Here is a 24,486-nt window from a genome sequence, read left to right on the forward strand (position 1 = left end):
CTTAGAAAGCTTAATTTTGTTAATAATCATAAAGTTATCTCATAAGGAGTTGATACGGTACAAATAATAGACCACAGAATTCGTTCACTAAGTAAATCAAAAGACCTATTTTGCTACTTGAATTGGGCAAAACAACTCATGAGGATATTTTCCAGGTTATCAGTAATCATTCTAATTTTTTGCGGCGCGTGCTCATCTGAGCGCAACACCTTTGTTAACAGGACATTTCACAATGTCACTGCGCATTTCAATGCCTACTACCTTGCAGATGTCAAATTGAAAGAAGTAGAAGCTGAAGTTTTTCAGAATTACAAAGAAGACTACACGCAGATCCTTCCTGTCTTTATTCCACTTGATTCGGCAACTATACAATCCAACGCGGAGAAACTTCAATCTTCCCGTGAATTGGCTTCTAAAGCTATAGAATGGCACAAAATAAGCAATTGGGTAGATGACAGTTATTATATACTCGGAAAACTCGATTACTATCAATCAAATTTTGATGATGCACAAAACACGTTTAAATATATCAATGTAAATTCCAAAAATGATGACGTACGGCATCAGACACTAATCACTTTGCTTCACCTTTATGTAGATCAGGGGGAATTTGAAAATGCGAACTTCACCATTGACTATCTCTCTAAAGAAAGTGGAATATCAGAGGAAAATCGGTATGAACTCTACAGAACGCTCGCCTATTATTACGAAAAAAGAGGAGACAAAAGTGGTGTAATTGGTGCTTTGGACAAAGCCATAGAATATTCTCAAAGTATTAAAGAAGAGTCTAGAATCAACTTTATTCTCGCTCAACGCTATCAGCGCGAAGGCTTTGATGCTTTGGCTCATGAATATTATGAAAAGTCCCTGATAGGAAATCCTCCCTATGAACGCAGCTTTTATGCACAACTATATGCACAACAGGTAGCAGAACTAAATGCGTCAAAAGATCTGAGGAAAGTCCGTAAATACTATAATGATCTCTATGAAGATCCAAAGAACAGCGATTTAAAAGATGTGGTGATTTACGAAATGGCTCTTTTTGAAGAGAAACAGGGAGATACTGAGCTTACCCTTGATTTACTCCACCAAGCTGCAAAAGAACCTGGCAGTAACCCACGGGTGAAAGGCTATATCTACCAGAAACTCGCAGAAATAAATCTTGCTGAATTCAAAGATTACCGGGCAACCAAGTATTATTTAGATTCTGCTCTCACTCATATCAATGAAAGTGATCCAGTCGCTATTGAAATTACAAGCCAGAAAGAATCCCTGGATCAGTATGTATTCCACTTTGAGCGAATCCAAGGCAACGACAGTTTACTGACCTTAGCGAAATTAACTCCAGATGAGCAAAAACTAGTTGCTGAAAATCATATAAAATCAGAAGAAAAGCGACTGATGAATGAGGCGGAGGCACTTCAAAAACCACAAAGCACTAGTATTTTCGACAATCTTTTAGCGTTCAGTGACAGAGGCTCTGGTTCTTCATTTTACTTTGACAATAGTGTTGCGATGCAGCAAGGCGCTATAGATTTCAGAAGAACTTGGGGAAACCGACCTTTGCAGGATAATTGGAGAAGAAGTGCTATGAGCTTCCAAAGTACTGCCCCTACTATTGCCGAGCCAATAGAAAGTGACTCTACGGCTACAGAAACTGAAAGCCTTGTCAGTCAATTACCAACTTTGGATAATCTTTTAGCGGAGATCCCAAATTCTCCTGAACAAATCGAAACGCTAAATCTAGAATTAGAAGAGTCCTATTTTGAATTAGGCAAACTCTTATACTTTGACCTAAAAGAAACCGAGCAGAGTATTGATAACCTAGAAACATTGGTTAGTGAATATCCTATTTCGACTAGAAAACCAGAAGCTTATTATTTATTGTACTTGGCACGAAAAGATTTGGGAGGAAATTCACAGCAATATGTCAGTCGTCTAAACAGCGAGTTTCCTGAATCTCAATACACTTTTTCTGTAAATAATCCTGATGCAGCCTCTGGCAATTTGGCCTATGTGGAATCCTCAAAAAGATACGAGCAAGCTTATAATACATACTATGACGGTCAATATCAGTCCAGTAAAACGATTATAAAATCTGCTCTAGAAGAATATCCACTTACTCGAAATACAGAGCGACTTCTACTACTAGATATCATGGTTACAGGCAAAACTGAAAGCCGCGCCAGATACAGAGATCGACTGGAAAGTTATATTCAGAATTCTCAAGATTCGAATTTAGTAGAATTGGCAAGGAATATGCTGAAACCTATGCTATCTCAGGCAGAACTGGCAGAACTTAATCCTAAAGAAATAGAAGCAAGTGATTCCACCCAAGTTGAGAACATGGAATTGACAGGCAAAGGAGAAGATGAGACGTTGGCTGAGTCACCCTATACATACAGTGAAACTTCAACTCACATTTTTGTGATTGCGATGGAACCAGGGCAGGAAGAAGCTGCAAAAAGTCTTTTGCCAGATTTAGAGAGTTTTCATACTGCAAATTTCTCTAAGGAAAGATTGAGAACAGGGAATATGACTATGAACAGGGAGAATTCGATTTTCATCATTAGCCCTTTTTCAAATGCCGAAAAAGCAAAAGAGTATTATAGTAAGTTTCAAAAAGAATTCAAGTCGGAAGGACTTCCGGATGAGGTGAAATCCAATTCATTCGTGATATCGATTGAAAACTTTCAAGTACTGCACAAAAGCAAAAATTTAGAGGAATACAGGACTTTCTTCAAGTCCACTTATAAGTAAACTATGAGTAATAAAGCAAAACCCCAAACTTCCACCTGGGTATCCAAGACCGTAAAGTACCTTTGGATCGCCTTTATAGCAGGATTTTTTGGTTTCATTCTGTTCGTTTGGATGATCAGTATCAATTTTCTTGGGCTATTTGGATCTCTTCCAGACTTCAAAGCTTTGGAAAATCCTGAATCTGAAATCGCATCAGAATTATATTCTTCTGATGGCTTACTTCTAGGACGTTATATTCGAGAAAACAGAAGTCCAGTCAGTTACGAAGAACTTTCTCCAAATCTAGTCAATGCTCTGATTGCCACGGAAGATGTGCGTTTTGAAGATCACTCAGGTATAGATATGAAGGCCATGTTGCGGGTATTTGTCAAATCCATTCTGCTTGGTCAAAATGCCGGCGGTGGATCTACTCTTAGCCAACAAACAGCCAAAAACCTTTTTAAGACAAGGACGGATGCAAGCAATGGTCTGCTCAGCTCGGTTCCTGGGCTTCGCATGCTAATCATCAAAACGAAGGAATGGATTGTTGCCACACAATTGGAAAAAGCCTATACTAAGAATGAGATTCTTACACTTTATCTCAATACGTCAGATTTCGGGTCGAATGCATTCGGAATAAAAACTGCTTCAGAGACATTTTTCAATAAGAAACCTTCAGAACTAGCCACGCAAGAAGCCGCAGTACTCGTAGGCCTATTCAAAGCCCCTTCTTACTACAGTCCTGTGTACAATCCAGATAATTCACTTAGGAGGAGAAATACAGTACTTGCCCAGATGATGAGAAATGATTACCTGAGCAGGGATGAGTTTGATTCATTATCCGCTTTACCAATTGAGCTAGACTACAGTGTGGCAAATCAAAACAAGGGTTTGGCAACATATTTCAGAGAAATCGTAAAAGCCGACCTACAAAAATGGGTTAAGGAAAACCTTAAATCTGATGGAAGTACTTATGACTTGTATGGAGATGGATTAAGGATTTATGCCACCATCGACAGCCGGATGCAGCGCTATGCAGAAGAAGCAGTAGCTGATCACATGGAAGTCTTACAAGGAAAGTTTTATAAGGAAATGGGCACAAGAGATCCATGGGTAGATGAAAATAACCAGGTAATTCCGAATTTCATTGAAGATGCAGTAAGAAGGACAGAAGTTTACAGACTGCTAAGGATTAGATATGGAGACGACACTGATTCCATTAATCTCAAGCTGAATGAAAAGAAGCAAATGAAAGTGTTTTCTTGGGAAAAAGGAGAAGTAGATACACTGATGAGTTCCATGGATTCCCTCAGATATTACAAAAAATTCCTTCAAACAGGATTTATGAGTATGGATCCACACACCGGACAGATCAAAGCTTGGGTAGGTGGATTGGATCATAAATATTTTAAGTTTGATCACGTAATGAGAGGTAAGAGACAGCCGGGATCTACCTTCAAACCATTCGTATATGCCGCGGCAATTGAAAATGGATACAGCCCATGTTATAGCGTTATCGATCAGCCAGTGGAAGTCTATATTCCGGGTCAACCGGCATGGAGTCCTTCTAATGCAAATAGCAAATTCACTTATGAGAAGATGACTATTCGACAGGCCATGGCACAATCAGTCAACTCTGTCACTGCTTACATGATGAAGAAGCTGAGTCCAAAAATAGTAGTGGAAACAGCCCGCAGATTAGGTGTAACAAGTGACTTAGAAGAAGTACCAGCGTTGGCTTTAGGAGTAAATGATGTCTCCATTTTCGAAATGGTGGGAGCTTTTGGAACATTTGTCAATAAAGGTGAGCATACCACACCTTTCTACATTGATAGAATTGAAGATAAAAATGGAAATGTAATCCAACAATTCACCACTAAGAAAAGACCAGCAATGAGCGAGGAGCATGCCTACTTAATGACTTATATGCTTAGAGGAGGATTTGAAGAACAGGCTGGAACCAGCCAAGGTGTGCCTTATTCGCTTCGTGAAGGAAATGAACTTGGAGGTAAGACAGGAACGACTCAAAATGCATCCGACGGATGGTACATAGGTATGAGTAAAGACCTAGTGAGTGGGACTTGGGTTGGTGGTGATGATCGCGCTATCCATTTTAGAAGCTGGATAGAAGGACAAGGCGGAAGAACTGCTAGACCTATTTGGGTAAATTATATGACAAAAGTATATGCGGATGAAAGTTTAGGATATACCAAGGGGCCTTTCCCTAGACCAGATCGACCACTAAGTATAGAGATAGATTGCGATGTCTATGAAAAGGAAAGCCAACGATTTGCTGATTTTGATTACGATGCGAAGAAAAACGATTTCTAGAATAAATATAAATCCTCTTTCAAACAGCCTTAATCCAAGGCTGTTTTTTTAATTTTAGACCATGCAGTCATCCTCCTTTTTGCCTACTGACCATCTTACGCTTCCCGATCACCCGGGAGTGTATAAGTATTTCAATGAGGAAAATGAATTAATCTATGTAGGCAAAGCAAAAAGCCTTAAAAAGCGGGTAAGCAGCTACTTCAATAAGAATACTGGAGTCAATCTCAAAACCAGAAAAATGGTGAAAGATATTCGTAGAATAGAAATAACATTGGTGGATAGTGAGTTTGATGCGCTACTTCTTGAGAATAACCTGATAAAAAAATCTCAGCCAAAGTATAACATTCTTCTCCGCGACGATAAAACATATCCATATCTGTTGCTGACAAAGGAGAACTTTCCCCAAATTTTTCCGACAAGGAAAATGATTCCACGAAGGGGGACCTATTTTGGTCCCTTTGCAAGTGTGAAGGCAATGAATAATGTGCTAGACTTGATCCGGGAGTTATTTACCATACGAACCTGTAAGCTTGATTTATCTCCTTATAAAATCGCTGAAGGAAAATACAAAGTTTGCTTAGAATACCACATTGGAAATTGTCAGGGTCCATGTGTCGGATTGCAAAATGAGGCTAGTTACCTAAAGGAGTTGGAGCATGCCAAGCATGTTCTAAAAGGAAATCTTGGAGTGGCAAAAACTTATTTCAAGCAGGAAATGCAACAGCATGCAGAGAATCTGGAATTTGAAAAAGCTCATAAGATAAAGGTAAAGCTTGATTTACTTGAAAAGTATCAAGCCAAATCACTGATTGCAAGCCCTTCGATTAACAACCTTGATGTATGTACAATAGTCTCCGATGAGAAGAGTGCTTATGTAAACTTCATGCGAGTGAAAAACGGTTCTTTGATCACATCCAAGAATGTAGAGCTCAAAAAGAAGCTGGATGAATCAGATGAGCAATTGCTTCTAACTGCATTAATCCGACTTCAAGATCAATTCCAAAGTGAGGCTGAAGAGGTTTTGTTAAACATTGAATTGACAGAACCAATTGAAGGATTGAATGTGTTTATGCCAAAAATTGGAGACAAGAAAAAGCTAATTGAGCTCTCTCTGAAAAATGCGCTATACTACAAAAAAGAAAAAGCGATGTTACTTGGCCTAAATCAGGACAAGAAAGACCGTGTGATCCGCCAACTTCAACAGGATTTAAGCTTAACAGAAATACCGGATCACATCGAATGTTTTGACAACTCAAATATCCAAGGCACAAATCCTGTGGCCAGTATGGTGTGCTTCCTAAACGGTAAACCCGCTGTAAAAGAATATAGACACTATCATATAAAAACGGTAGTAGGACCAGATGACTTTGCAAGTATGAAAGAGGTGGTAGGGCGTAGATATAAGCGCTTATTAGATGAAGACAAGCCATTGCCAAAGCTTATAGTAATCGACGGCGGAAAAGGCCAGCTTTCCTCAGCTGTAGAAGCCCTGAAAGAATTGGGAGTCTATGGACAAATGCCAATTATCGGTATTGCAAAACGACTGGAGGAAATCTACTTTCCAGGGGATTCGTACCCAATTCACATTGACAAGAAATCTGAAAGCTTAAGACTATTGCAAAGAATTCGTGATGAAGCGCACCGATTTGCAATTACATTCCACAGAAATGTGAGAAGCAAAAATGCATTTGGAACTCAGCTCACTGCAATACCCGGAATTGGGGAAACTACTTCCGACAACTTATTAAGCCACTTTAAATCAGTAAAGAAAATAAGTGAGGCTAGTGAACAGGAAATAGCTGAGGTAATTGGTGCCAGTCGAGCAAGGGCTTTAATAGCATGGAAAGAAAAAAATAAAGGGGCTTAAAAGCCCCTTATTATTTTACCACTCCCAGAGGGAGTTTTCATATTCTAATAATTTGTACTCAAATTCGAGCGCATTTACATAAGCTTGCATCTCAGGATTAGGATGATCTACAGCCACGAGATCCGCAATCAATGCTTCCTCCGAATTAGTAAACCTTCTAACCACAGATCTGAATAACCTAGTTTCGAAAGCTTGGTCATAGGTTAAGCTTTTAGAAATGTTCTGAAAATTAATCCATCTTGCTTCAGGATGATCTTTGAAGTAGTTATAGAAGTCTTTGTATCGAATGAAAGCAATAGTTTTTTGACCAGCGTTAGAATTGGTTTCAGAAGGCATCACCAATTCAAGATATTTGATATCAAATACCATATCTGAATGATGCTTGTCAAAAACAAAATCTTCTCTAAAATCAAGGTAATACAATTGCTTAGAGAAGATACTATCCCCAGTGGCATTCAACCAGAAATTATCCTGAAATTCAGCAATAGATAATGGCTGCGTAAATTCTTCATCGCCAAAAACCTCTAATGCATTCTCCTCCACAATGGCTTTGTAAATCTGATTTATAATTCCATTTGCTTTGGTATCTCCTTGCCCATATAGAGGTTTATTGTACTTTTCACGAAGGTCAATTCTTCTCCATACACCAATTTGGTACATTTTATCATCTTCTCTGATCCTTTTGGCGGAAAAGACGGTGTCCATATCAAATTGACGATCACCATATCCTGAAGGACTCACGCTTGTAGCTAGAATCTGTGCCTCACTCGCGAGTGGCGCAATGCCTACTGCAATCAGCAGGGATAGGATTAATTTTGGAATAAACTTTTTCATAATCATTCATTTATCTTAATCCCCAATAATGTTTTACTTAACACGAATAGGGACAACTTGTCTTAATTCTGAAGGAATTTTATTTCCCCTGAAGTTTGTTCTAGTTACCTGTCTGATTTCAAAAACCACAACATCACCAGTTCTTGCACTTTCTAATAACGAACGCATCGCTAAACTATTACCATTGGAAATCTGAACAGTCTGTCTTGGGACCTCATTTCTCAATAATCTCATTTCACCACCAGTCACTTCGAAAGCAGCATCTTTAGCCATTGTTCTTGCGAAAGTAGGTTCTGCTTTCGCCAGCATCTTAAGCCCCATCAGAGAAGCTATTGCCTGAGCTTGGCTCAAATCAATTTCAGATCCATTGGATGTAACTGGAACTAAAGAAGGTAAAGGAACCGGCTTAATCTCATAATCAACGTTACCAATTTTATTACCTCCACTACTCACTCCAATATCAACTTTGCCAGATGCTCCTGGAACTATAGTCAATTGTCCTGGCTTACTTCCTTTGATTGATTGCCCATTGGTAACAGTAAATTCCGGGGAATAAGTATTACCTAAAGCAGGAACTTCAATCAACAACTCATTAGCGCAATCTGCATAGAGCTGATTGACTACTTCCGAAGAAACCTTAATAACCGGTTGGGCTACGAAATATTCATACTCTACTGGGAGTGTCTTATCCTCACCACCAATATTGGTGATAATTTCACCATTAATAGTTCTTCTTGCCAATCCACGCTCATCATACTGAGTTGCCGGAGTCACAGTAAATTCAATCTTTCCGAAGCCTTTCGGATCTACTGGGACAGCACGGCCATCGATAGTCATCGTCGGAGCTGCTGAAGTAGAACTGGAAGCAATAAACATATCTGCTTCAAATTTGGTGCCTGCTGCTACTACATTTGATAAGGCTGCAATTCTAGCTTCAGTCACATCCGCTTTGAAAAAGAACGAGCCGATTGTGTTCTGTACCGCTGTCAGTGACTCACTTTCAATATTTAATACCTCATTTTGATACTGAGAAATCAAAGCAATAACTGCGCCCACAGGAGATTTCACAAAGTTAAGTTTCTCAAAACTCATGTTCCTTGCCTCGCGATCATTTGCAAATAATTCAATGTCTTTGGCATCTTTTGCAATTGCATCAAACGTTAAGTCTCCAAGACCAACACTAGACAATATCTCAGTGATTTGAGCAGGATAAGCATTCAGCCTAGCTTTCATCTCCTCACCTTTACCCTTGTTAACGAAGATATTACCGGTAATTTCTGTATTCTTAAGGTTAGCATTAACAAAGTTACCTTCGTCATTCTTGGCATTAGATTGTTCAATCAAATCCAGTTTGATATCTTCTAAGTAATCAGTGATCTCAGCTGTTGCAGTTCTGATTTGCTGTGCTGCAGCCACTTTAGGCACATCTACTTCCTTATTACCTTGTTGCTCTACAGTATATGCGATAGACTCAACTGTTTTTTCATTCTTATTGATAAAATTCCGGGATGTTCGTTCCATCCCATCATTAATAAGCACAAATTTCTGGAGGATTTGGTTGCTTACCTGAAGGGCCAATAGGGCCGTTAAAACCAGGTACATCATACCAATCATCCGCTGTCTAGGTGTCTCTTTAGCTCCTGCCATTTTTAAGTTTTAATGGATTGTAATTTGAATTGAAGAGAAATTAACCTTTCATAGCGGATAGCATTCCACCATAGATTTTATTCAATGAACTAACGTTCTGATTCAATTTTGATAATTCTGTTTTGAAAGCCTGAGTTTCTTTGCCTGCCTCGGTAAGTCCTTCCATAGCTGCAGTCATGTTTGAATAGAATTTATTCAATGTCTTCACATGACTATTTGCATCTTGAAGCTCCATCTCATAGACAGAATTTAATGCAGATAGATTTTTGGTAACTGTTACCACTTGATTATGATAAGCTTTCGCATCTTGAGATGCAGATGACATTTCAGTAAGTGCAGCTGCTGTTTTGCTATATGAAGCGTTCATATCCACCAAGGTCTTAGCAGCAGTTTTTACATTTGTAGCATATTCGTTAGTAGCTACAGCTGCATCTGATAGGTTGCCCATCTTCTGAGCTGAGGTAGCTAGATTTTGCATGCCTTTACCAAGGCTTTCTATCAATTCCGGACCTACTTTAGCATTAGCAAGCATTTCATCAAGCTTTTTTGAAACCTGATCACCACCAGCTACTGTTCTTTGTGATTTTGGAGCTCCTGGTGCATCACCTGCAAGTTCTGGATATACTTTTGACCAATCCACCTCTTCGTTGCGTGGCTCGAATGCAGAAAGGAAAAATATTAATGCCTCAGTAGATAGTCCAACTCCGATCATGAGATTAGCAAACTGCCAATCCAAGATTTTGAACATGGCACCAAGAATAACTACTGCTGCACCGATACCGTAAACCTTCGGCATCCAGGAGGAATAAAATTTAGCTGAGAAAGAGTTGCTGTTACTAGCCATGTGTAATATTGAAATTAAAGTTTTAAGGTGATTTTCGTTTGTATAAGAGTATTTTACTTATCTTCTTCGTCTTGTTGAATTTTTCACATCCATTGAGCCTGAGCGACCAATGAATGTCATTTTTGTTCTGAACCCGATGTGAGCCTGCGCGACATCTTCGTACTCATAAGTTCTTGTACTTGTTTCAAGAAAATGGGCGATATCTTTCCAGCTACCACCTCTTACAACTTTTCTTGGTTCGTTAGGATCCTCGTAAACTGGATTCAAATCCCAAGTAATAGAACTTGATGTGGTTGCATAGGCATCAAGTACCCATTCTGAAACATTTCCAGACATATTGTACAATCCATAACCATTTGGAGCAAATACATCCACAGGTGCAGTATATGCAAAACCATCATCTATATAATTACCTCTTCCAGGCTTAAAGTTTGCCATTAAGCAACCTCTTTTATTCTTCAAGTATGGGCCACCCCACGGATATTTGGCTACCTCTTTACCTCCTTTGGCAGCATACTCCCACTCTGCTTCTGATGGAAGTTCAAATGCCGGGCCGTCAAAATCGACGTCATCATTTGCTCTCATATGATAAGTCCTCCATTCACAATATTTTTTAGCCTGATCCCAAGTAACTCCGACAACAGGGTAATTATCGAAAGCAGGATGATCAAAGTAAAACTCCATCAATGGATCTCCATAATGATACGCAAAGCTTGTCGACCAAACTGTAGTATCTGGTCTTAACTCATCATAATTCAATTGAGGAGGATCTTTAAGAGTTGTAGGTGTACCTGTTTCGTAGGTTCCGCTTTTCACAGATTCTAAGAATTGACGGTACTTGTTATTGGACACTTCATATTTGTCCATAAAAAATTCCGAAATGGTAATTTGCTTGTTCAAGGCAGATTGAGTGAATGCGATATCTTCATCAGCTTGACCCATCCAAAAAGTACCAGCCTTTACTGGAACCATATCATATGGAAGATTCTGTTGCCAATTTGTACGATCCGCAACACCCGTCACTTCACCTCTTCTATTCATCTTTTCGCTAGCTGAACCCTTCTTACTAAAAAGACCGCAACTCGGCAAAAGTGTCACTATTGCCAAACCTAAGGTAATGGACATTAAGCGAACATTGATTTTTCTATACATAAATGACGTTTTTTCGTTCATCAAATAATTACGCTCTGTAAACTATTTTCAGGATTCGAAATTTAGCTGAATTTGGCACATAAATGCAAATAACCTGCCAAAATATGGGAAAATGATAACACCTTGTTAAAACATATCCCAAACATAAATTTACTATATCAGAGAATTTCAAAACCTAAACCTTGGTGTTCTTTGAATTACTCGTTGTACTTCCCTACTAACATTTGACAATGTGTAGCGGAGCATAAGTTCATGACTAGTGGGAGATTTAGCCTCCACTCCACTAAATACCAAATCAAATGCATATCCTAACTTAAGGGAATTATCACTTAATAAGCTGTATCCAAGAATTAGGGATACTGATTCCTCTCCTCTAAAACCAAACCCTCCACTTATCTTATTCTGATGAGTAGCAATAACGCTCACTTCATAAGAAAAATTATTAAATGACACTGATTTTAAAAGAAAACTAGGCTCAATAGTGAGTTGACCCACTGGCCTAAATCTATAACCAACCAACAAATATGAGTGGTTTTTTAACTGATTGGCGTATGAACCGTCTCCAAAATCAAAGTTAGGCTCATTTATATGTCTGCTGCTAAGCCCTATATAATAGTCACGCCCATCTAATAATAAGCCTGCCCCAAAGTTCAAATTTATTTGACTCTCTTTACCTGCAACAGGAAGGTTGGGCTCAGGGTTCACTACTATGAGTTCACCATAATCTAAAGAGCTTGAAAACATACCTACATATACTCCAAAACTTAGGATTGATCTATTGAGTTTTTTATGATATGCTCCCTGGAGATTAATTTCCAAATTTCCAGTAGCGCCTATTTGATCATTGACAATGGTAAGACCGTAACCTATATTTTTCCCTTCAAGTCTTCCTTGTGCTGTCACCAACTGAGTAACTGGCGCTCCACCTTGTCCAGAATTTGTGGTATAATTCAACCACTGAGAGCGGTGTAAGGCAGAAAATCTAAATCCGCCGTCTTTTCCAGCAAAGGCAGGATTGTAATACATGCCGTTGTACATGTACTGAGTAAATTGAGGATCTTGCTGGGCCATCAGCGAAGAAATCTCAAAAAAGAACAATAAGAGAAATGAATATCTCAAAAAGTATTTACCATGGCCTCTTTGAATCATTGTATCGTGGTTTCGTCGAACATAATATCTATTGTAAGAATTTAAACTGAAAAACCACAGATTTAGGTTCTATGTTTTACAAATTATTCGCCTTTTTGATATAAAGCTCTAGTGCACCAGTCATACTTGGGGCATTTGGCATAGGCGCTTCAATATCCAGAAACAAATCCAAATCTCTAACTGCTTGGGCTGTAGTAGGTCCAAATGCAGCTATTCGAGTGTTCCCCTGTTCGAAATCAGGAAAATTAATCTTCAATGATTTGATCCCAGAAGGACTGAAAAACGCTAAGATGTCATATTTAACATCTGCCAAATCAGACAAATCTGCCTCTAAAGTGTGGTAAATGATAGCTTCAGTAAATGCAATCCCATTTTTCTCCATGTATTCAGGGATATCGTCTTTACGGATATCTGAGCAAGGAAATAAATACTTTTCTGATTTATGCTTTTTGAAGTAATCGAATAAATCCTGTGCAGTCTTCTGACCTACGAATAATTTACGCTTTCGGATTACAATATACTTCTGAAGGTAATGGGCGGTTTGATCGGAAATACAGAAATACTTCATATCTGCTGGCATTTCGATTTTGAAATCTTTGCAGATCGCGAAGAAATGATCAATAGCATTACGACTTGTAAAAATCACGGCTGTATGCTTGAGAATATCAATCTTCTGCTTGCGGAATTCCTTTGGTAAAACTGGCTCTACCTTTATAAACTGACGAAAGTCAATCTTCAGGTTATATTTCTCGGCCAGCTGCACGTAGGGAGAATTTGCGCCCGCTGGGGCTGGTTGAGATACTAGGATACTTTTTACTGGTCTAAACCTGTCTTTGGTAACTGCGCTCATGCTTCTATTATTCCTTTTTGGTGATTATCGAGATTAATGACCCAAATCAAGCACCAATTTGGCCAAGATTAAAAAGGGCACTAATTCTGCGATGCAAAGGTAAGTAAATAAATGGTATTTCTTAAAACCCAATCTATTCACCATAATTAAGAACAATCCTATAATTCCTAAAATGTATATCCAGAAAAACCCAGTAAATGTAAGCTCTAAGGCTGTATTAATAAGTGAAAATTCATTGAGTAAAAAAAACGCACATACCAGTATCAAGGCAATTGTCGCAATAAACACTATCCGCAATAAATAAAAGAAATGAGGGAATTCTAGTTTCCCCAAATCAAATAAATAAGACAAAATTTTAATGGCTGTAAACTTGAGAATAGTGAGTATAAAAATCAATAAAGCTCCTCCTAACCAAAGTATAATTAATGTATTGAAATTCAATACTATTCTTGCTTCTAGCCATTCTTGACGAAAAACCACCATACCAGTCACCATAGCGAGGGACAAAAGCATATTAACTATAACCACATATAACAGAATATCTGCAGAAAAAAACTTCTGCAAACTCCCACTTTCAGAAAAATCTTCTGCATTTAGCAATGAAACCGGTTTGATCATCATTGCGAAAATGAATGGGTATGCCAATTTATAGAGTGTAATCAACAATAAGGAAATCAGCAGCCCCACCACAAAAAAATCACGAATGCTTTGCCGATCAAAACTTCTTTTTTCTGACAGCAGGCCCTCTTCATTTATGCTGGATTCTGAAGCCTCAGATTCCAAGATTTTCTTTACACTTGCCTGAGTTGAAGAAATCCCATCTTTAAAAACTGTTAGACTCACTTGATCACCTGAAAACACTCTTTTGAGATTCCCTACTTGTTCTGTAAATGCGGTATCCTGATCGGTAAAAAACCATAGTTTTTCCCCAATAAAAACTACTGAATGATCAGGAAATGCGAATGAGAAATAGGCTAAAGGAAAAGTCTCTAGATCCAAATCCAAGACCAATCTATCATTTGAACTAAACCAAGTCTCTCGCTCACCTTCTTGCCACTTTGAATTGTAATCTTCCAAAACCTGTGAAAAGGTTTGCTCCCCTACTGCAAAAAGCAGTATTAATAATAGTATTGACTTGTTGATCCATTTTTTCATACTCAAAATCTGGCTAGATAGCCAAAATGTATCCTAGAATAGGAGAATTGTAAGGGTTGCAAATTAGACTTTCCGACTCCGTATATAAATTTAAATACACCAGAGCCAGTATCCAGATTGATTCCCGCACCAAAAGAAACAGGTTTATCAATCGACTGTGCAAAGTACGGGTTTTCCAGAATCCCAAAGTCAGCAAAAACCATGAGAAATGAGTTTTCACCAAAAAAAAGTCTTTGTTCCATATTTAGGTAGCCATAAGATCTAGCGAAAAAGTAGTTCTCATTAAAGCCACGAATACTTTTCAGCCCTCCCAGGCGAAAAAGATCATTTAAGAGAAGATTTTGGTTTTGAGTAAAACCTCCACTTCCTCTAAACCACATTCCCCAGGTTGGTCTGATGAAAATATGTTTTTCAATTTCGCCCTTTCCCAAATATTGCGGACTGTTCAAATCCAAATTATCATAAACCTCTTGGGGAAATCCAGTATTCTCCAAAATCCTCTTATTTCCCAAAGCAAATTCACTGTTAATATAAAACCCCCTCCTAGGAAAAAAAGGAGAATCCAACTTATCCAAAGTCCATCCTAACCCGTATTGATTCCATCTGTAATCTGCCACATCCGGTAGTTCAGTCACCTCATCGTAAGCTTCGGTATTAAGTACATCGCTGGATTGTCTTCTTGTAAAAAAACGCAGATAACTATTCTGGTTCAGATGATACCCAAAGTCCAAACTCAAATACCTATTTAAAAAAGTAGAGTCTTGCTTAAGCAAATTGAACCCTACACTTACATCCAAAGGTGAATTAAATAAAAACGACTCTTTTGCAGAAATATCCAGAGACTGTGTCGCTATGTTTAGCCGTTGCCAATGGACAGCCACATCTCTTCCTTTCCCTCCCAAATGATACAATTCCAGATCTAATTGCCCAGTGATAAGCACTTTCCCCGGCTCATTTGCATTGGGCAATAATCCTATTATCCCGTCCAGTACATTGGTATTTCTGTCTCTCAAGGTAAATGTGGGCTGAGCCTTTTTGATCTGAAAATCAACCTCTGGAGCTTGTGCCTGTACGAAATAAGGAGAGCGACTGAGCACTTGATTTGCCGCATCCAGTTGTTTTTGGGAAAAAGGCAAGCCGGGTCTAATTCCCGTTATGTTCTGCACATAATTCGCTTGAGTTTTGGTGTCTCCGGCTACTTTCACACTATCCCAAAGTATGAGTGGGCCTGAGTCGAAGTTAACTACTGCAGAAAGCGTATTGCCACTTCGCTGAATACTATCGAGTTTTATCTGGGCAAAAGGAAAACCATTATTCTCTGCCTCTCTGACTACATTTCTAATCCACTGTGAAGCTGAAGCATATTCGCGGGTTATCGGGTCCATATCTTTATAAAATTCCTTTGGCACATTTCCTTGAGAAATTGATTCCCAGAAATACTTCTCTCCAAGAGACAATTTCACCTGCAGGGAATCTTTGGAGATTTTTTCTTCGGTTGCAAAAAGTTCGAGATACCCTGCATTTTGAAATGAATTTTGAATTGAATCGATGTATTTCTCTCTTTCTAGATTCGAAGAAAAAGCAACCCAAGTGGAATTAAGCTGGAGCTCATCACTTGACCATTTTACCCAATAGGCATTTTGAGCTTGGCAAATCTGTCCTCCAGCCAGAAAAAAAAGGAAGCATGCCAAAAGGAAGGTTTTCAAAGGGCTGACTGGGATTGATTATATTCGCAAAATAATAGAATTCAAATTGGCAGGCATATACATACATATTCCTTTTTGTAGGCAGGCTTGCCATTATTGCGATTTTCATTTCAGCACCAACTTGGACAGAATGGATCAGATGGCTGAAATGATTTGTAGGGAACTGGAATTAAGGGCAGATTATTTTCAAAACAGGAAGATAGAAACCATCTACTTTGGCGGTGGAACTCCGTCACTTTTACCTCCAAAATTGATTGGAAAAATTCTAGACCAAATTGCCAAGACTTACAATTCGAATTGGCGAGAAGTCACGCTTGAGGCAAATCCTGATGATTTGAGCGTAACTAATCTTACATCATGGAAGACCCTAGGCATAGATCGTCTAAGTCTGGGGATACAGAGTTTTGATGAGGAAGTCTTGAAATTCTACAATCGTGCACATTCCTCCGCAGAATCTAAGTCGGCGATACTAAAAGCAAGGAAAGTTGGATTCGAAAAATTCAGCTTGGATTTGATCTATGGATACCCACAGCAAAATCATGACCTGTGGAAACGGGATTTATCTGAAGCAATCAGCCAAAATCCCGGGCACATCTCTAGCTATGCACTTACTGTAGAACCCAAAACGGCACTTGGGAATTGGACAAAAAAGGGGAAATTTCAGCCTGCTGAGGAAGATTTCGTCGCAGAGCAATTTGAAATCCTACAGGAACAAACCGATAAAGCTGGATATATTCAATACGAGGTTTCCAACTTTGGTAAGCCTGATCAATTCGCATTACATAATACAAACTACTGGAAAGGTGTGCCCTACTTGGGTGTGGGCCCTAGTGCCCATTCATTTGATGGCAAAAACAGAGGTGCAAATCCTTCCAACAACTCGCTCTATATGAGAAGTATAGGAAGCGGGACTATTCCATTCATTGTGGATAACCTTTCTAATGAGGAGAGATTAAACGAATATATACTTACTGGACTGAGAACACTTTGGGGAATTGATTTTGGAGATATTCATAGGGATTTTGGCCAAGATCTTTTGATTTCCAAAGAAGCCATCCTATCCAAAATGGATTCAGAAGGCTGGCTCATTTGGAAGGATAAAAACCTATCTTTGAGCAAAAGCGGAAAACTGCTCGCAGACAGCATTGCAGCAGCACTTTTCGTTTGAGAATAACACTGTTATGGGGAGAGACGGATATTTCAGCAGAAAAAAGGAAGTTGCACCACTTGAGTCGGCTTTCAATGATCTGCTCAAAGCATACCGATTGGAAGGTAAATTCAGGGAAAAATCGTTGGTTCACGATTGGCCGGAGCTTGTGGGCAAGACCATAGCAGACCGAACTACCTCTGTTTTTATCCGAGACAAAAAACTCTTTGTAAAACTAAGTTCAGGACCAATCAAGAAGGAATTGTTGATGAACAAAAGTAAAGTGCTCTCGATGATAGAAGAGAAATATGGTGCTGGTGTAATAGACGATCTGGTGTGTTTGTAGCTCCCTTGAATTCATATGAATATAATTATTTTTCGATGGTCATTACCTGTCCCGAAAATCGGGATGGAATCTCGCATACTTGATAATCATCCCTCCGTGTGACTCTTGAGTCATGCTCGATTTCATCTCAGGGGTTCTTCAATTTACACTTTTTAACATCTGGTCACGTTCAGTAACTTATCCACCTTCACTATTTTCCAATCTGTAATGAGTATTATTGTGGAATCGCATCCATGATCAAACTACCACCAATCCATATCGGAAAGCTAAGCTTACTGCTCGCCATCCTTGTATGGCTTTCCTTGTTATTTGTGAATTTAGTGCGACTGGTTGGGGTCCTCAATCAAATAGATTCTGGTATTGCAATCGAATTCACCTGGATCTTGCAAACCTTATTCTTCATAACTGTTTACAGTTTTTATAAATATTCGATCACTAAAAGCACTCAAAGTGATTTTCTCAATCTAATATGGAGAGGCGCATCAACTGGGATTTTCGCAGTAGCCATCTATATAATCATTGAATTGTTTTATAACTCGCTTGGTGAAAGTAAGCTCGCAACAGACCCATTTCTTAAAACATTTTTCTACCATGTTCGCTTCGGACTAGTAACGATGTTTTTGGTTTCCACATCGATCTTATGGCAGCATCTTATACTATACCAAAAGACTAAGCGAGTAGTCAATCAATGGCAGACATACGAAATAGCCATGTTAGTAGCCATGTTTTTAGTCTTTTTTGACAGAGATTATAATGGATACAGCTTCTACTTTGGTATGGTGCTTTTAGGGATTTTAGCAGTTATACTTTCGACCAATTTGAAATGGATTCCCTACTTGACTTTCAAAGAAAAGTGGAAATCCTTGCTTTTCCTTTCCATTATTATTTCGGCTATATGCTATTTTCTTTGGTATACTTATTCAGTCGATAAAGAATACGATTATTCAGTTAACCTAACATGGAATTTATTTCTGATTTCTCTTTTTTGGTTTGTCTTGGTTTATGCAGTTCTCAGCTTTTTAGTCACTCTTTTTAACCTTCCTACCTCATCGGTTTTTGAGCAAAAGCTTACAGAAGCGATTAATTTCCAGCGCTTAAGTCAGTCCATTCAGCCTGAAGAAAATGAGGAACAAGTGCTGGATATTCTAATGGACTCGTGCATGAGTGCGGCATATGCCGATGCAGCCTGGCTGGCTATGACCAGCGAAGAATTCCCTGACGGCTTTTTTCAAGAGAGGTTTATAGATCGAAAGACTAGAGAAGAGATTTCAGATTTGATCGAGCAACAGAAAACTGCACAAGAATGGGCATCTGAAAAGCGTTCAGACAATCTGAGTCCAATTAACCTTAAAATCGTTCATCCAAAATATGAATCTGTTCTCTTGGTTCCTCTGGTCATAAATAAATCTGTAATAGGTAAAATAGTGCTGTGCAAAGAAGTGCGTGATGGGTTCAACAAGGAGATGTTGAACATTATCAGCACTTTTGGAAGACAAGCCTGTATTGCAGTAGAAAATCATCGGCTGCTCAATCAAGCTATCCTAAACGAACGCTATCAGGAGGAATTGAAAATCGCCCAGCGTGTGCAGAAATCTCTGCTTCCTGCCATACTGGATCACAATCAGTCTTTTGATATTTGCGCCTTTTCTCACGCTGCTGATGAAGTCGGTGGAGATTATTACGACACCTATAAACTTGATGAAAATAGGTATGTGTTAATAATTGGAGATGTATCCGGTAAAGGAACGTCGGCGGCTTTTCATATGTCCCAAATGAAAGGAATTTTCCAAAGTCTTATTCAGCTGAATCTCAGCCCATCAGACTTTATGGTAAAAGCCAATTCAGCGCTTAGTAAATGCCTAGAACGCAACCACTTCATAACCGCATCGATATTTATTATCAATACCACAGAACAAACTATCTGTCATTCGCGTGCAGGTCATGTACCTACCCTTTTTCACAAGAAAAAAATGAACAAATCAGAGTATTTGGAGATTGATGGCTTGGGTTTGGGTATTTTAAGAAACATGCAATATCAAAAACACGTTGTGGAAAAGACACTTACCTATCAATCAGGTGATGTGTTAGTCCTATTCACAGATGGAATAGTGGAAGCAAAGAATGACAAATCCCATCAATTCGGTTATGAGCGCATCAGAACCTTATTAGAAGTATATCACGAACTAGATCCACAAGAAATTCAGACAAAAATCATTGATTCTCTGCATGAATTTGTAGGTGGAGACAGATTGATTGATGATGATTATTCTATGATGGTAGTGAAATTCACCAAACAAAATAAAGAAAGCTAGAAGATGATAACGATAGAAACCCAAGAAGAAAACGGTCACGATATTTTACTACTGAAAGGGGAAGTGGATGCCAGCAACTCGGTAATACTAGATGAGGCGATTACCAAATTGGTTGCTGAAGGAAGCAATTCTATTTTAGTAGATGGCTCAGGTCTGGAATACATTTCTTCGGCGGGTTTAGGTGTATTCATGTCTTACCTGGAGGATTTCCAGGAAAAAGAAATTGATCTTAAAATCTATTCGCTTTCCGATCGCGTATTCGAAGTGTTTAAAATTTTGGGTTTGGACAAACTGATGCGTATTTATCCAGATAAAAAAACTGCCCTCCTAAACTGAATGAAATATCAGATGAAAATATCTTGTCAAACCACAGCACTCTCCGAGTTGCGTGTCTTTTTGAAAAAGACACTGGGAGAGCTAAAGCTGCCTGACAACGACCAACTCCAGATCACTCTGGCGGTGGAAGAGGTATGCGCCAATCTGATCATCCATTCCCATAAGTGTAACGCGCTGGATTATATCCAACTCAAGATCAAACAAAATCCCGGCAAATTGATTTTTGAAATTACCGATGAAGGTAAAGCATTCAATATGCTTGATTATGAAGTGCCGGACCTAAATAAAGTTAAAGGAGAAAAGCGAAAAGGAGGTTTAGGCATAATTTTGGTCAAGAAGATAATGGATGAAATCGAGTTTGAGTCTAGCAAAGGCATAAATACCTGTCGGCTGATCAAATGGTTTCAGTCCTAATTCTTGTTAAAAGCTTAGTATTCGGGACTTTTGACTTGAAATCCTAATAAATTTGTAAAATTGCATTCTAATTCTGCCATTTAACACATGACAAACCGAACCATTTCGGCATTTATTATCACCCTCCTCTTAGCGTTTGAGTCTCCCGTGTCAGCGATGGCTTTTGTTCAAGTATCTGAGCAGGAGGACCCTTTATTGACAATAGGAGGTAAAGCTGTAGACAAGGATGAGTTGATATACCTACTTTCGAAGGGCAATAAATCTGAACCCGGCACTCCGGGAATGTCCAGAGAGGAGTTTGATGAGAATTTTGATCTTTTTATCAATTACAAACTAAAAGTAAGAGAGGCTGAAGCTCAAGGTCTTGACCAATCTGAGGAATTCCTCAGAGAGTTCGAATCCTTTAGAGAAAATCTCAAGGCTCCATTTTTAATAAGAAACTCTTTGGAAGAGGGAGAATTAAGAAAAGCCTATTCACGGATGCAGGAGATTATACGAGCCAGTCACATACTTCTCCAATTTCCGCCAAATGCCACTAAGGAAGATAGCCTTATCGTCCTGCGTATGGCCTTGAAAATTGAAGAGGAAATAAAAAACGGAGGAAGTATAAATGAACTTGCGGTAGAATATTCTGATGATCCATCAGCACAAGTGAATAAAGGTGATTTGGGCTATTTCTCTGCACTTCAAATGGTACAACCGTTCGAAGACGCAGCGTTTTCTCTTCAACCTGGCCAAGTTTCTGATCCAGTGTTGACCAATTTCGGGTACCACATCATCAATGTGAAAGATCGTCAACCCAACCCTGGGCAAGTAAGAGTCTCACACATATTAGTGAGGATAGATGAAAATTCAGAAAATGGTGAAGACCTTGCCAAGCGCAAAGTGGCAGACATTTACAATGAGATTCAGAAAGAAAGTACTATATGGGAAGATATTGTAAAAAATTATTCTGAAGATCCTGCTAGCAGTCAAAAAGGAGGAATGCTTCCTTGGGTAAGTATTGGATCAATGATCCCCGATTTTGAAATGGCGGCATTTTCATTGACTGAAATAGGTGAAGTATCACCACCTATTAGAACCCGATATGGTTATCATATTCTGAGGTTAGAGGACAAAAAGCCATTGGCAAGTTTTGAATCAATGGAGGAGAGTATCCGCTCCAGAATTTTGAGAGATTCTCGCTCAACTATGATTCAGTCGCAGGTGATGGCTATTCAGAAATCCCGGTACAATTTTGACGAAAACGAAGAAAATGTAGCCAAATTAAGATCGGAATTAAATACTACCTCAAAGAATGATTTTGCTAAGTCTTTGGCCGAAAAAGATCAAGCAAATGATCAACTCTTTACCCTTAAGGGCAAAAGCTACAACGCTCAGGATCTTCATGATTATATAAATGAAGAGGAAATCAGCCTACAAAGCAATAGCGGAATTTTCGATGTCTGGTATGAACGCTTCTTGGCTTCAGAACTAAACAAAGCTGAGGAAACTGATTTGGAAGCAAATAACAAAGAATACCAAATGCTCTTGAAAGAATATAGAGATGGTATTCTGCTGTTTTCCCTCATGAACGAGAAAGTCTGGCAAAAAGGACTGATGGATTCTGTAACCCAAAAGGCGTTTTACCAAGAAAATATTGAGAATTACCAGTGGAAAGAAAGAGTAAACGCCCTCATTGTAAAAGTCCTTGACATGACCCAATTGGATGCTGCAAGGAAATTTCTTGAAGGTAAAACACTTTCAGATGAACTTATCTCCTCTTTCGAAAGTAGCTACGAAAGCACTAATTCCTTGGCTTACCAAACAGAAAGTGGAAATATCGAATACAGTGATCATCCTGTTTTATCCAAGGCAGATTTGAACGCAAGCTATCAAGAACTTGAAGCTAACGGGCACTTGCATCTAGTGATCCTTGGTGAAAAGACCAATGCAGGCCCTAAAAAATTCGAAGAAACGCGTGGATTAGTAATACGAGACTACCAAGAATATTTGGATAAAAGCCTAGTGGAATCCTTACGGAAAAAGCACCCTATTAAGATTAATCCAAAAGCTAAAGAGGAAACTTTCATAGCTTTGAATCAATAATAATTTATAAAGGAAAACCGCCACCGAAATATCAATAGGCGGGAAAACACACATGAAATCGAGCATGACTCAAGCGTCACACAGAGGGATAATTATAAAACCTGCGAGATTCCTCCCGATAGCTATCGGGATGACCTTTGAAAGAAAAATATAAACACATGAAATTGTTAAACCGACTTACCTTCACTCTAATTGCCAGCTTGCTGATTACTGCATCATTAGCACAAGAAGCTCCACCCACGGGTCAGGTTCTTGATAAAATCGTCGCTAAAGTGGATAATTATATCTTGCTTGAGTCAGACGTGCAGAAAGCATATATGGAAGCTTTATCTCAAAATCAACAGGGACAAGTAGCTCCTACAAGATGTCAAGTTTTTGAATCCTTGATGATCAATAAATTGATGGTGGCCAAAGCTGAAGTCGATTCGGTAATCGTCACTGATGCAGAAGTTATGCTCCAAACAGAACAACGATTCAGTATGGTAATGCAGCAATTTGGCGGAGATGAAGAGACGCTTGTACAAGCATATGGAAAAACTTCTGATCAGCTCAAGGCAGAGATAGAAGATGTGATCAAAGAACAACTAATCGTACAACGCATGAGAAGTCAGATCACTGAAGGATTGACTGTTTCTCCAAATGATGTTAGAGAGTTTTTCAAAAGTATCCCTACCGATTCTCTTCCATTGTTCACTTCAGAAGCTACAGTAGGTCAAATCGTGGTAAAACCTGAAGTAAATGCACAGACTAAAGACGATATTTTTAAGCAGTTAAATCAGTTCAAAAAGGATATAGGAGAAGGTAGGGCTGAATTTGCGGATCTTGCAAGGCAGTATTCGGAAGATCCAGGCTCTGGAGCACAAGGAGGCGATTTAGGCTTTTTCAGAAGAGGTGAATTAGCGCCTGAATATGAATCAACTGCATTAGCTTTGAAACCCGGAGAATTGAGCGATCCAGTAGAATCAGCATTTGGTGTCCATCTGATTCAATTACTCGAAAGGCGTGATGATGGATCATTCAATACTAGACATATCCTGAGAATCCCTAAAGCTACCGAGGCCGATATAGCAAAAGCAGAGAGATACCTTGATAGTCTAAAAACAGAAATCGAAGCGGGAAGAATGGACTTTGCCAAAGCAGCTAAAGACTTCTCTGATGATAGAAATACCTCAGATAATGGCGGATTCTTCACCGATCCTTCCAACAATTCAAATCGTCTTTCCTTAAGAACTCTTGAAGATCCACTTCTATTCTTTATGATAGATACTATGCAAGTAGGCGATATCACGATGCCTATGCAATTTGAAGATCCTAGAGAGGGTACCAAAGTTCGCATTCTCTACTATAAGGCAAAATACCCCGCTCACCGGGCAAATATGGAGGATGACTACGAAAAGCTAAAAGCAGCGGCCCTCCGTAAAAAAGAAGATGATCTTCTTAGCAAATGGTTTATCACAGCCAAAGAGGATATTTTCATTGATCTCGATCCGACTTATGATCGATGTAATGCACTCGCAGAGAAATAACAAAAAATGCCCGAGAAAAACCTCGGGCATTTTTTTATACCAA

At 39.0% G+C, this 24,486-nt stretch carries 18 protein-coding genes; 10 read left to right on the top strand and 8 right to left on the bottom strand.

What is annotated here, in order from left to right; translation table 11 throughout:
* Positions 1 to 138 precede the first annotated feature (138 nt).
* From porW to uvrC, 3 genes are all read left to right on the top strand, one after another.
* On the top strand, positions 139 to 2,760 hold the full coding sequence (gene porW / locus SYJ56_RS12495) for a type IX secretion system periplasmic lipoprotein PorW/SprE (protein ID WP_323834536.1): 2,622 nt from the start codon (positions 139 to 141) through the stop codon (positions 2,758 to 2,760).
* A 3-nt stretch (positions 2,761 to 2,763) separates the two neighbouring features.
* A complete protein-coding gene (locus SYJ56_RS12500; RefSeq protein WP_323834538.1) occupies positions 2,764 to 5,070 on the top strand; it encodes a penicillin-binding protein 1A in 2,307 nt (768 codons plus the stop codon).
* Positions 5,071 to 5,131: 61 nt separating this feature from the next.
* Positions 5,132 to 6,937 (top strand): excinuclease ABC subunit UvrC, encoded by a 1,806-nt coding sequence (gene uvrC / locus SYJ56_RS12505; protein WP_323834540.1) that lies wholly within the window; start codon positions 5,132 to 5,134, stop codon positions 6,935 to 6,937.
* Between the two features lie 15 nt (positions 6,938 to 6,952).
* Here the strand turns inward: uvrC and porN are convergent, their stop codons facing one another.
* From porN to SYJ56_RS12545, 8 genes are all read right to left on the bottom strand, one after another.
* Positions 6,953 to 7,771 (bottom strand): type IX secretion system ring subunit PorN/GldN, encoded by an 819-nt coding sequence (gene porN, locus SYJ56_RS12510; RefSeq protein WP_323834542.1) that lies wholly within the window; start codon positions 7,769 to 7,771, stop codon positions 6,953 to 6,955.
* A gap of 33 nt (positions 7,772 to 7,804) precedes the next feature.
* On the bottom strand, positions 7,805 to 9,418 hold the full coding sequence (gene porM / locus SYJ56_RS12515; protein WP_323834544.1) for a type IX secretion system motor protein PorM/GldM: 1,614 nt from the start codon (positions 9,416 to 9,418) through the stop codon (positions 7,805 to 7,807).
* Between the two features lie 40 nt (positions 9,419 to 9,458).
* On the bottom strand, positions 9,459 to 10,262 hold the full coding sequence (gene porL / locus SYJ56_RS12520; protein WP_323834546.1) for a type IX secretion system motor protein PorL/GldL: 804 nt from the start codon (positions 10,260 to 10,262) through the stop codon (positions 9,459 to 9,461).
* 57 nt (positions 10,263 to 10,319) lie between these two features.
* On the bottom strand, positions 10,320 to 11,414 hold the full coding sequence (gene porK / locus SYJ56_RS12525; RefSeq protein ID WP_323834547.1) for a T9SS ring complex lipoprotein PorK/GldK: 1,095 nt from the start codon (positions 11,412 to 11,414) through the stop codon (positions 10,320 to 10,322).
* 168 nt (positions 11,415 to 11,582) lie between these two features.
* Positions 11,583 to 12,563, bottom strand: coding sequence for a PorP/SprF family type IX secretion system membrane protein (locus SYJ56_RS12530; RefSeq protein WP_323834549.1), 981 nt, complete (start codon positions 12,561 to 12,563; stop codon positions 11,583 to 11,585).
* A 76-nt stretch (positions 12,564 to 12,639) separates the two neighbouring features.
* Positions 12,640 to 13,413 (bottom strand): uroporphyrinogen-III synthase, encoded by a 774-nt coding sequence (locus SYJ56_RS12535; protein ID WP_323834552.1) that lies wholly within the window; start codon positions 13,411 to 13,413, stop codon positions 12,640 to 12,642.
* Between the two features lie 33 nt (positions 13,414 to 13,446).
* Positions 13,447 to 14,568 (bottom strand): DUF4271 domain-containing protein, encoded by a 1,122-nt coding sequence (locus SYJ56_RS12540; protein ID WP_323834554.1) that lies wholly within the window; start codon positions 14,566 to 14,568, stop codon positions 13,447 to 13,449.
* Positions 14,569 to 14,570: 2 nt separating this feature from the next.
* Complete coding sequence (locus SYJ56_RS12545) at positions 14,571 to 16,274, bottom strand: BamA/TamA family outer membrane protein (protein ID WP_323834556.1); 1,704 nt, start codon at positions 16,272 to 16,274, stop codon at positions 14,571 to 14,573.
* A gap of 46 nt (positions 16,275 to 16,320) precedes the next feature.
* Here SYJ56_RS12545 and hemW point away from each other — a divergent pair, with 46 nt between their 5' ends.
* The 7 genes from hemW (at position 16,321) to SYJ56_RS12580 (ending at position 24,443) form a co-directional block, all read left to right on the top strand.
* Positions 16,321 to 17,442, top strand: a complete 1,122-nt coding sequence (gene hemW / locus SYJ56_RS12550; RefSeq protein WP_323834558.1) for a radical SAM family heme chaperone HemW — start codon at positions 16,321 to 16,323, stop codon at positions 17,440 to 17,442.
* A 13-nt stretch (positions 17,443 to 17,455) separates the two neighbouring features.
* Positions 17,456 to 17,767, top strand: a complete 312-nt coding sequence (locus SYJ56_RS12555) for a DciA family protein (RefSeq protein ID WP_323834560.1) — start codon at positions 17,456 to 17,458, stop codon at positions 17,765 to 17,767.
* A 233-nt stretch (positions 17,768 to 18,000) separates the two neighbouring features.
* A complete protein-coding gene (locus SYJ56_RS12560) occupies positions 18,001 to 20,079 on the top strand; it encodes a SpoIIE family protein phosphatase (RefSeq protein ID WP_323834561.1) in 2,079 nt (692 codons plus the stop codon).
* Between the two features lie 3 nt (positions 20,080 to 20,082).
* Positions 20,083 to 20,415, top strand: coding sequence for an STAS domain-containing protein (locus SYJ56_RS12565; protein ID WP_323834563.1), 333 nt, complete (start codon positions 20,083 to 20,085; stop codon positions 20,413 to 20,415).
* Positions 20,416 to 20,427: 12 nt separating this feature from the next.
* Positions 20,428 to 20,829, top strand: coding sequence for an ATP-binding protein (locus SYJ56_RS12570; RefSeq protein WP_323834565.1), 402 nt, complete (start codon positions 20,428 to 20,430; stop codon positions 20,827 to 20,829).
* An 87-nt stretch (positions 20,830 to 20,916) separates the two neighbouring features.
* Complete coding sequence (locus tag SYJ56_RS12575) at positions 20,917 to 22,917, top strand: peptidylprolyl isomerase (protein ID WP_323834567.1); 2,001 nt, start codon at positions 20,917 to 20,919, stop codon at positions 22,915 to 22,917.
* 158 nt (positions 22,918 to 23,075) lie between these two features.
* Positions 23,076 to 24,443 carry a peptidylprolyl isomerase gene (locus SYJ56_RS12580; RefSeq protein WP_323834568.1) on the top strand — a complete coding sequence of 456 codons (1,368 nt, stop codon included), beginning with the start codon at positions 23,076 to 23,078 and terminating at the stop codon, positions 24,441 to 24,443.
* Positions 24,444 to 24,486: the final 43 nt, after the last annotated feature.

Source organism: Algoriphagus aurantiacus (assembly GCF_035156405.1).
Taxonomy (GTDB): Bacteria; Bacteroidota; Bacteroidia; order Cytophagales; family Cyclobacteriaceae; genus Algoriphagus; species Algoriphagus aurantiacus.

What these genes read in the sequence shown, in the direction of transcription:
- uvrC (WP_323834540.1), top strand. Translation starts at nt 5,132, where the DNA reads ATGCAGTCATCCTCCTTTTTGCCTACTGACCATCTTACGCTTCCCGAT.
- SYJ56_RS12555 (WP_323834560.1), top strand. Translation starts at nt 17,456, where the DNA reads ATGGGGAGAGACGGATATTTCAGCAGAAAAAAGGAAGTTGCACCACTT.
- SYJ56_RS12570 (WP_323834565.1), top strand. Translation starts at nt 20,428, where the DNA reads ATGAAAATATCTTGTCAAACCACAGCACTCTCCGAGTTGCGTGTCTTT.
- porL (WP_323834546.1), bottom strand. Translation starts at nt 10,262, where the DNA reads ATGGCTAGTAACAGCAACTCTTTCTCAGCTAAATTTTATTCCTCCTGG.
- SYJ56_RS12575 (WP_323834567.1), top strand. Translation starts at nt 20,917, where the DNA reads ATGACAAACCGAACCATTTCGGCATTTATTATCACCCTCCTCTTAGCG.
- SYJ56_RS12560 (WP_323834561.1), top strand. Translation starts at nt 18,001, where the DNA reads ATGATCAAACTACCACCAATCCATATCGGAAAGCTAAGCTTACTGCTC.
- SYJ56_RS12500 (WP_323834538.1), top strand. Translation starts at nt 2,764, where the DNA reads ATGAGTAATAAAGCAAAACCCCAAACTTCCACCTGGGTATCCAAGACC.
- SYJ56_RS12580 (WP_323834568.1), top strand. Translation starts at nt 23,076, where the DNA reads ATGAAATTGTTAAACCGACTTACCTTCACTCTAATTGCCAGCTTGCTG.
- porN (WP_323834542.1), bottom strand. Translation starts at nt 7,771, where the DNA reads ATGAAAAAGTTTATTCCAAAATTAATCCTATCCCTGCTGATTGCAGTA.
- SYJ56_RS12565 (WP_323834563.1), top strand. Translation starts at nt 20,083, where the DNA reads ATGATAACGATAGAAACCCAAGAAGAAAACGGTCACGATATTTTACTA.
- SYJ56_RS12530 (WP_323834549.1), bottom strand. Translation starts at nt 12,563, where the DNA reads ATGATTCAAAGAGGCCATGGTAAATACTTTTTGAGATATTCATTTCTC.
- porM (WP_323834544.1), bottom strand. Translation starts at nt 9,418, where the DNA reads ATGGCAGGAGCTAAAGAGACACCTAGACAGCGGATGATTGGTATGATG.
- porK (WP_323834547.1), bottom strand. Translation starts at nt 11,414, where the DNA reads ATGTATAGAAAAATCAATGTTCGCTTAATGTCCATTACCTTAGGTTTG.
- porW (WP_323834536.1), top strand. Translation starts at nt 139, where the DNA reads ATGAGGATATTTTCCAGGTTATCAGTAATCATTCTAATTTTTTGCGGC.
- SYJ56_RS12535 (WP_323834552.1), bottom strand. Translation starts at nt 13,413, where the DNA reads ATGAGCGCAGTTACCAAAGACAGGTTTAGACCAGTAAAAAGTATCCTA.
- SYJ56_RS12540 (WP_323834554.1), bottom strand. Translation starts at nt 14,568, where the DNA reads ATGAAAAAATGGATCAACAAGTCAATACTATTATTAATACTGCTTTTT.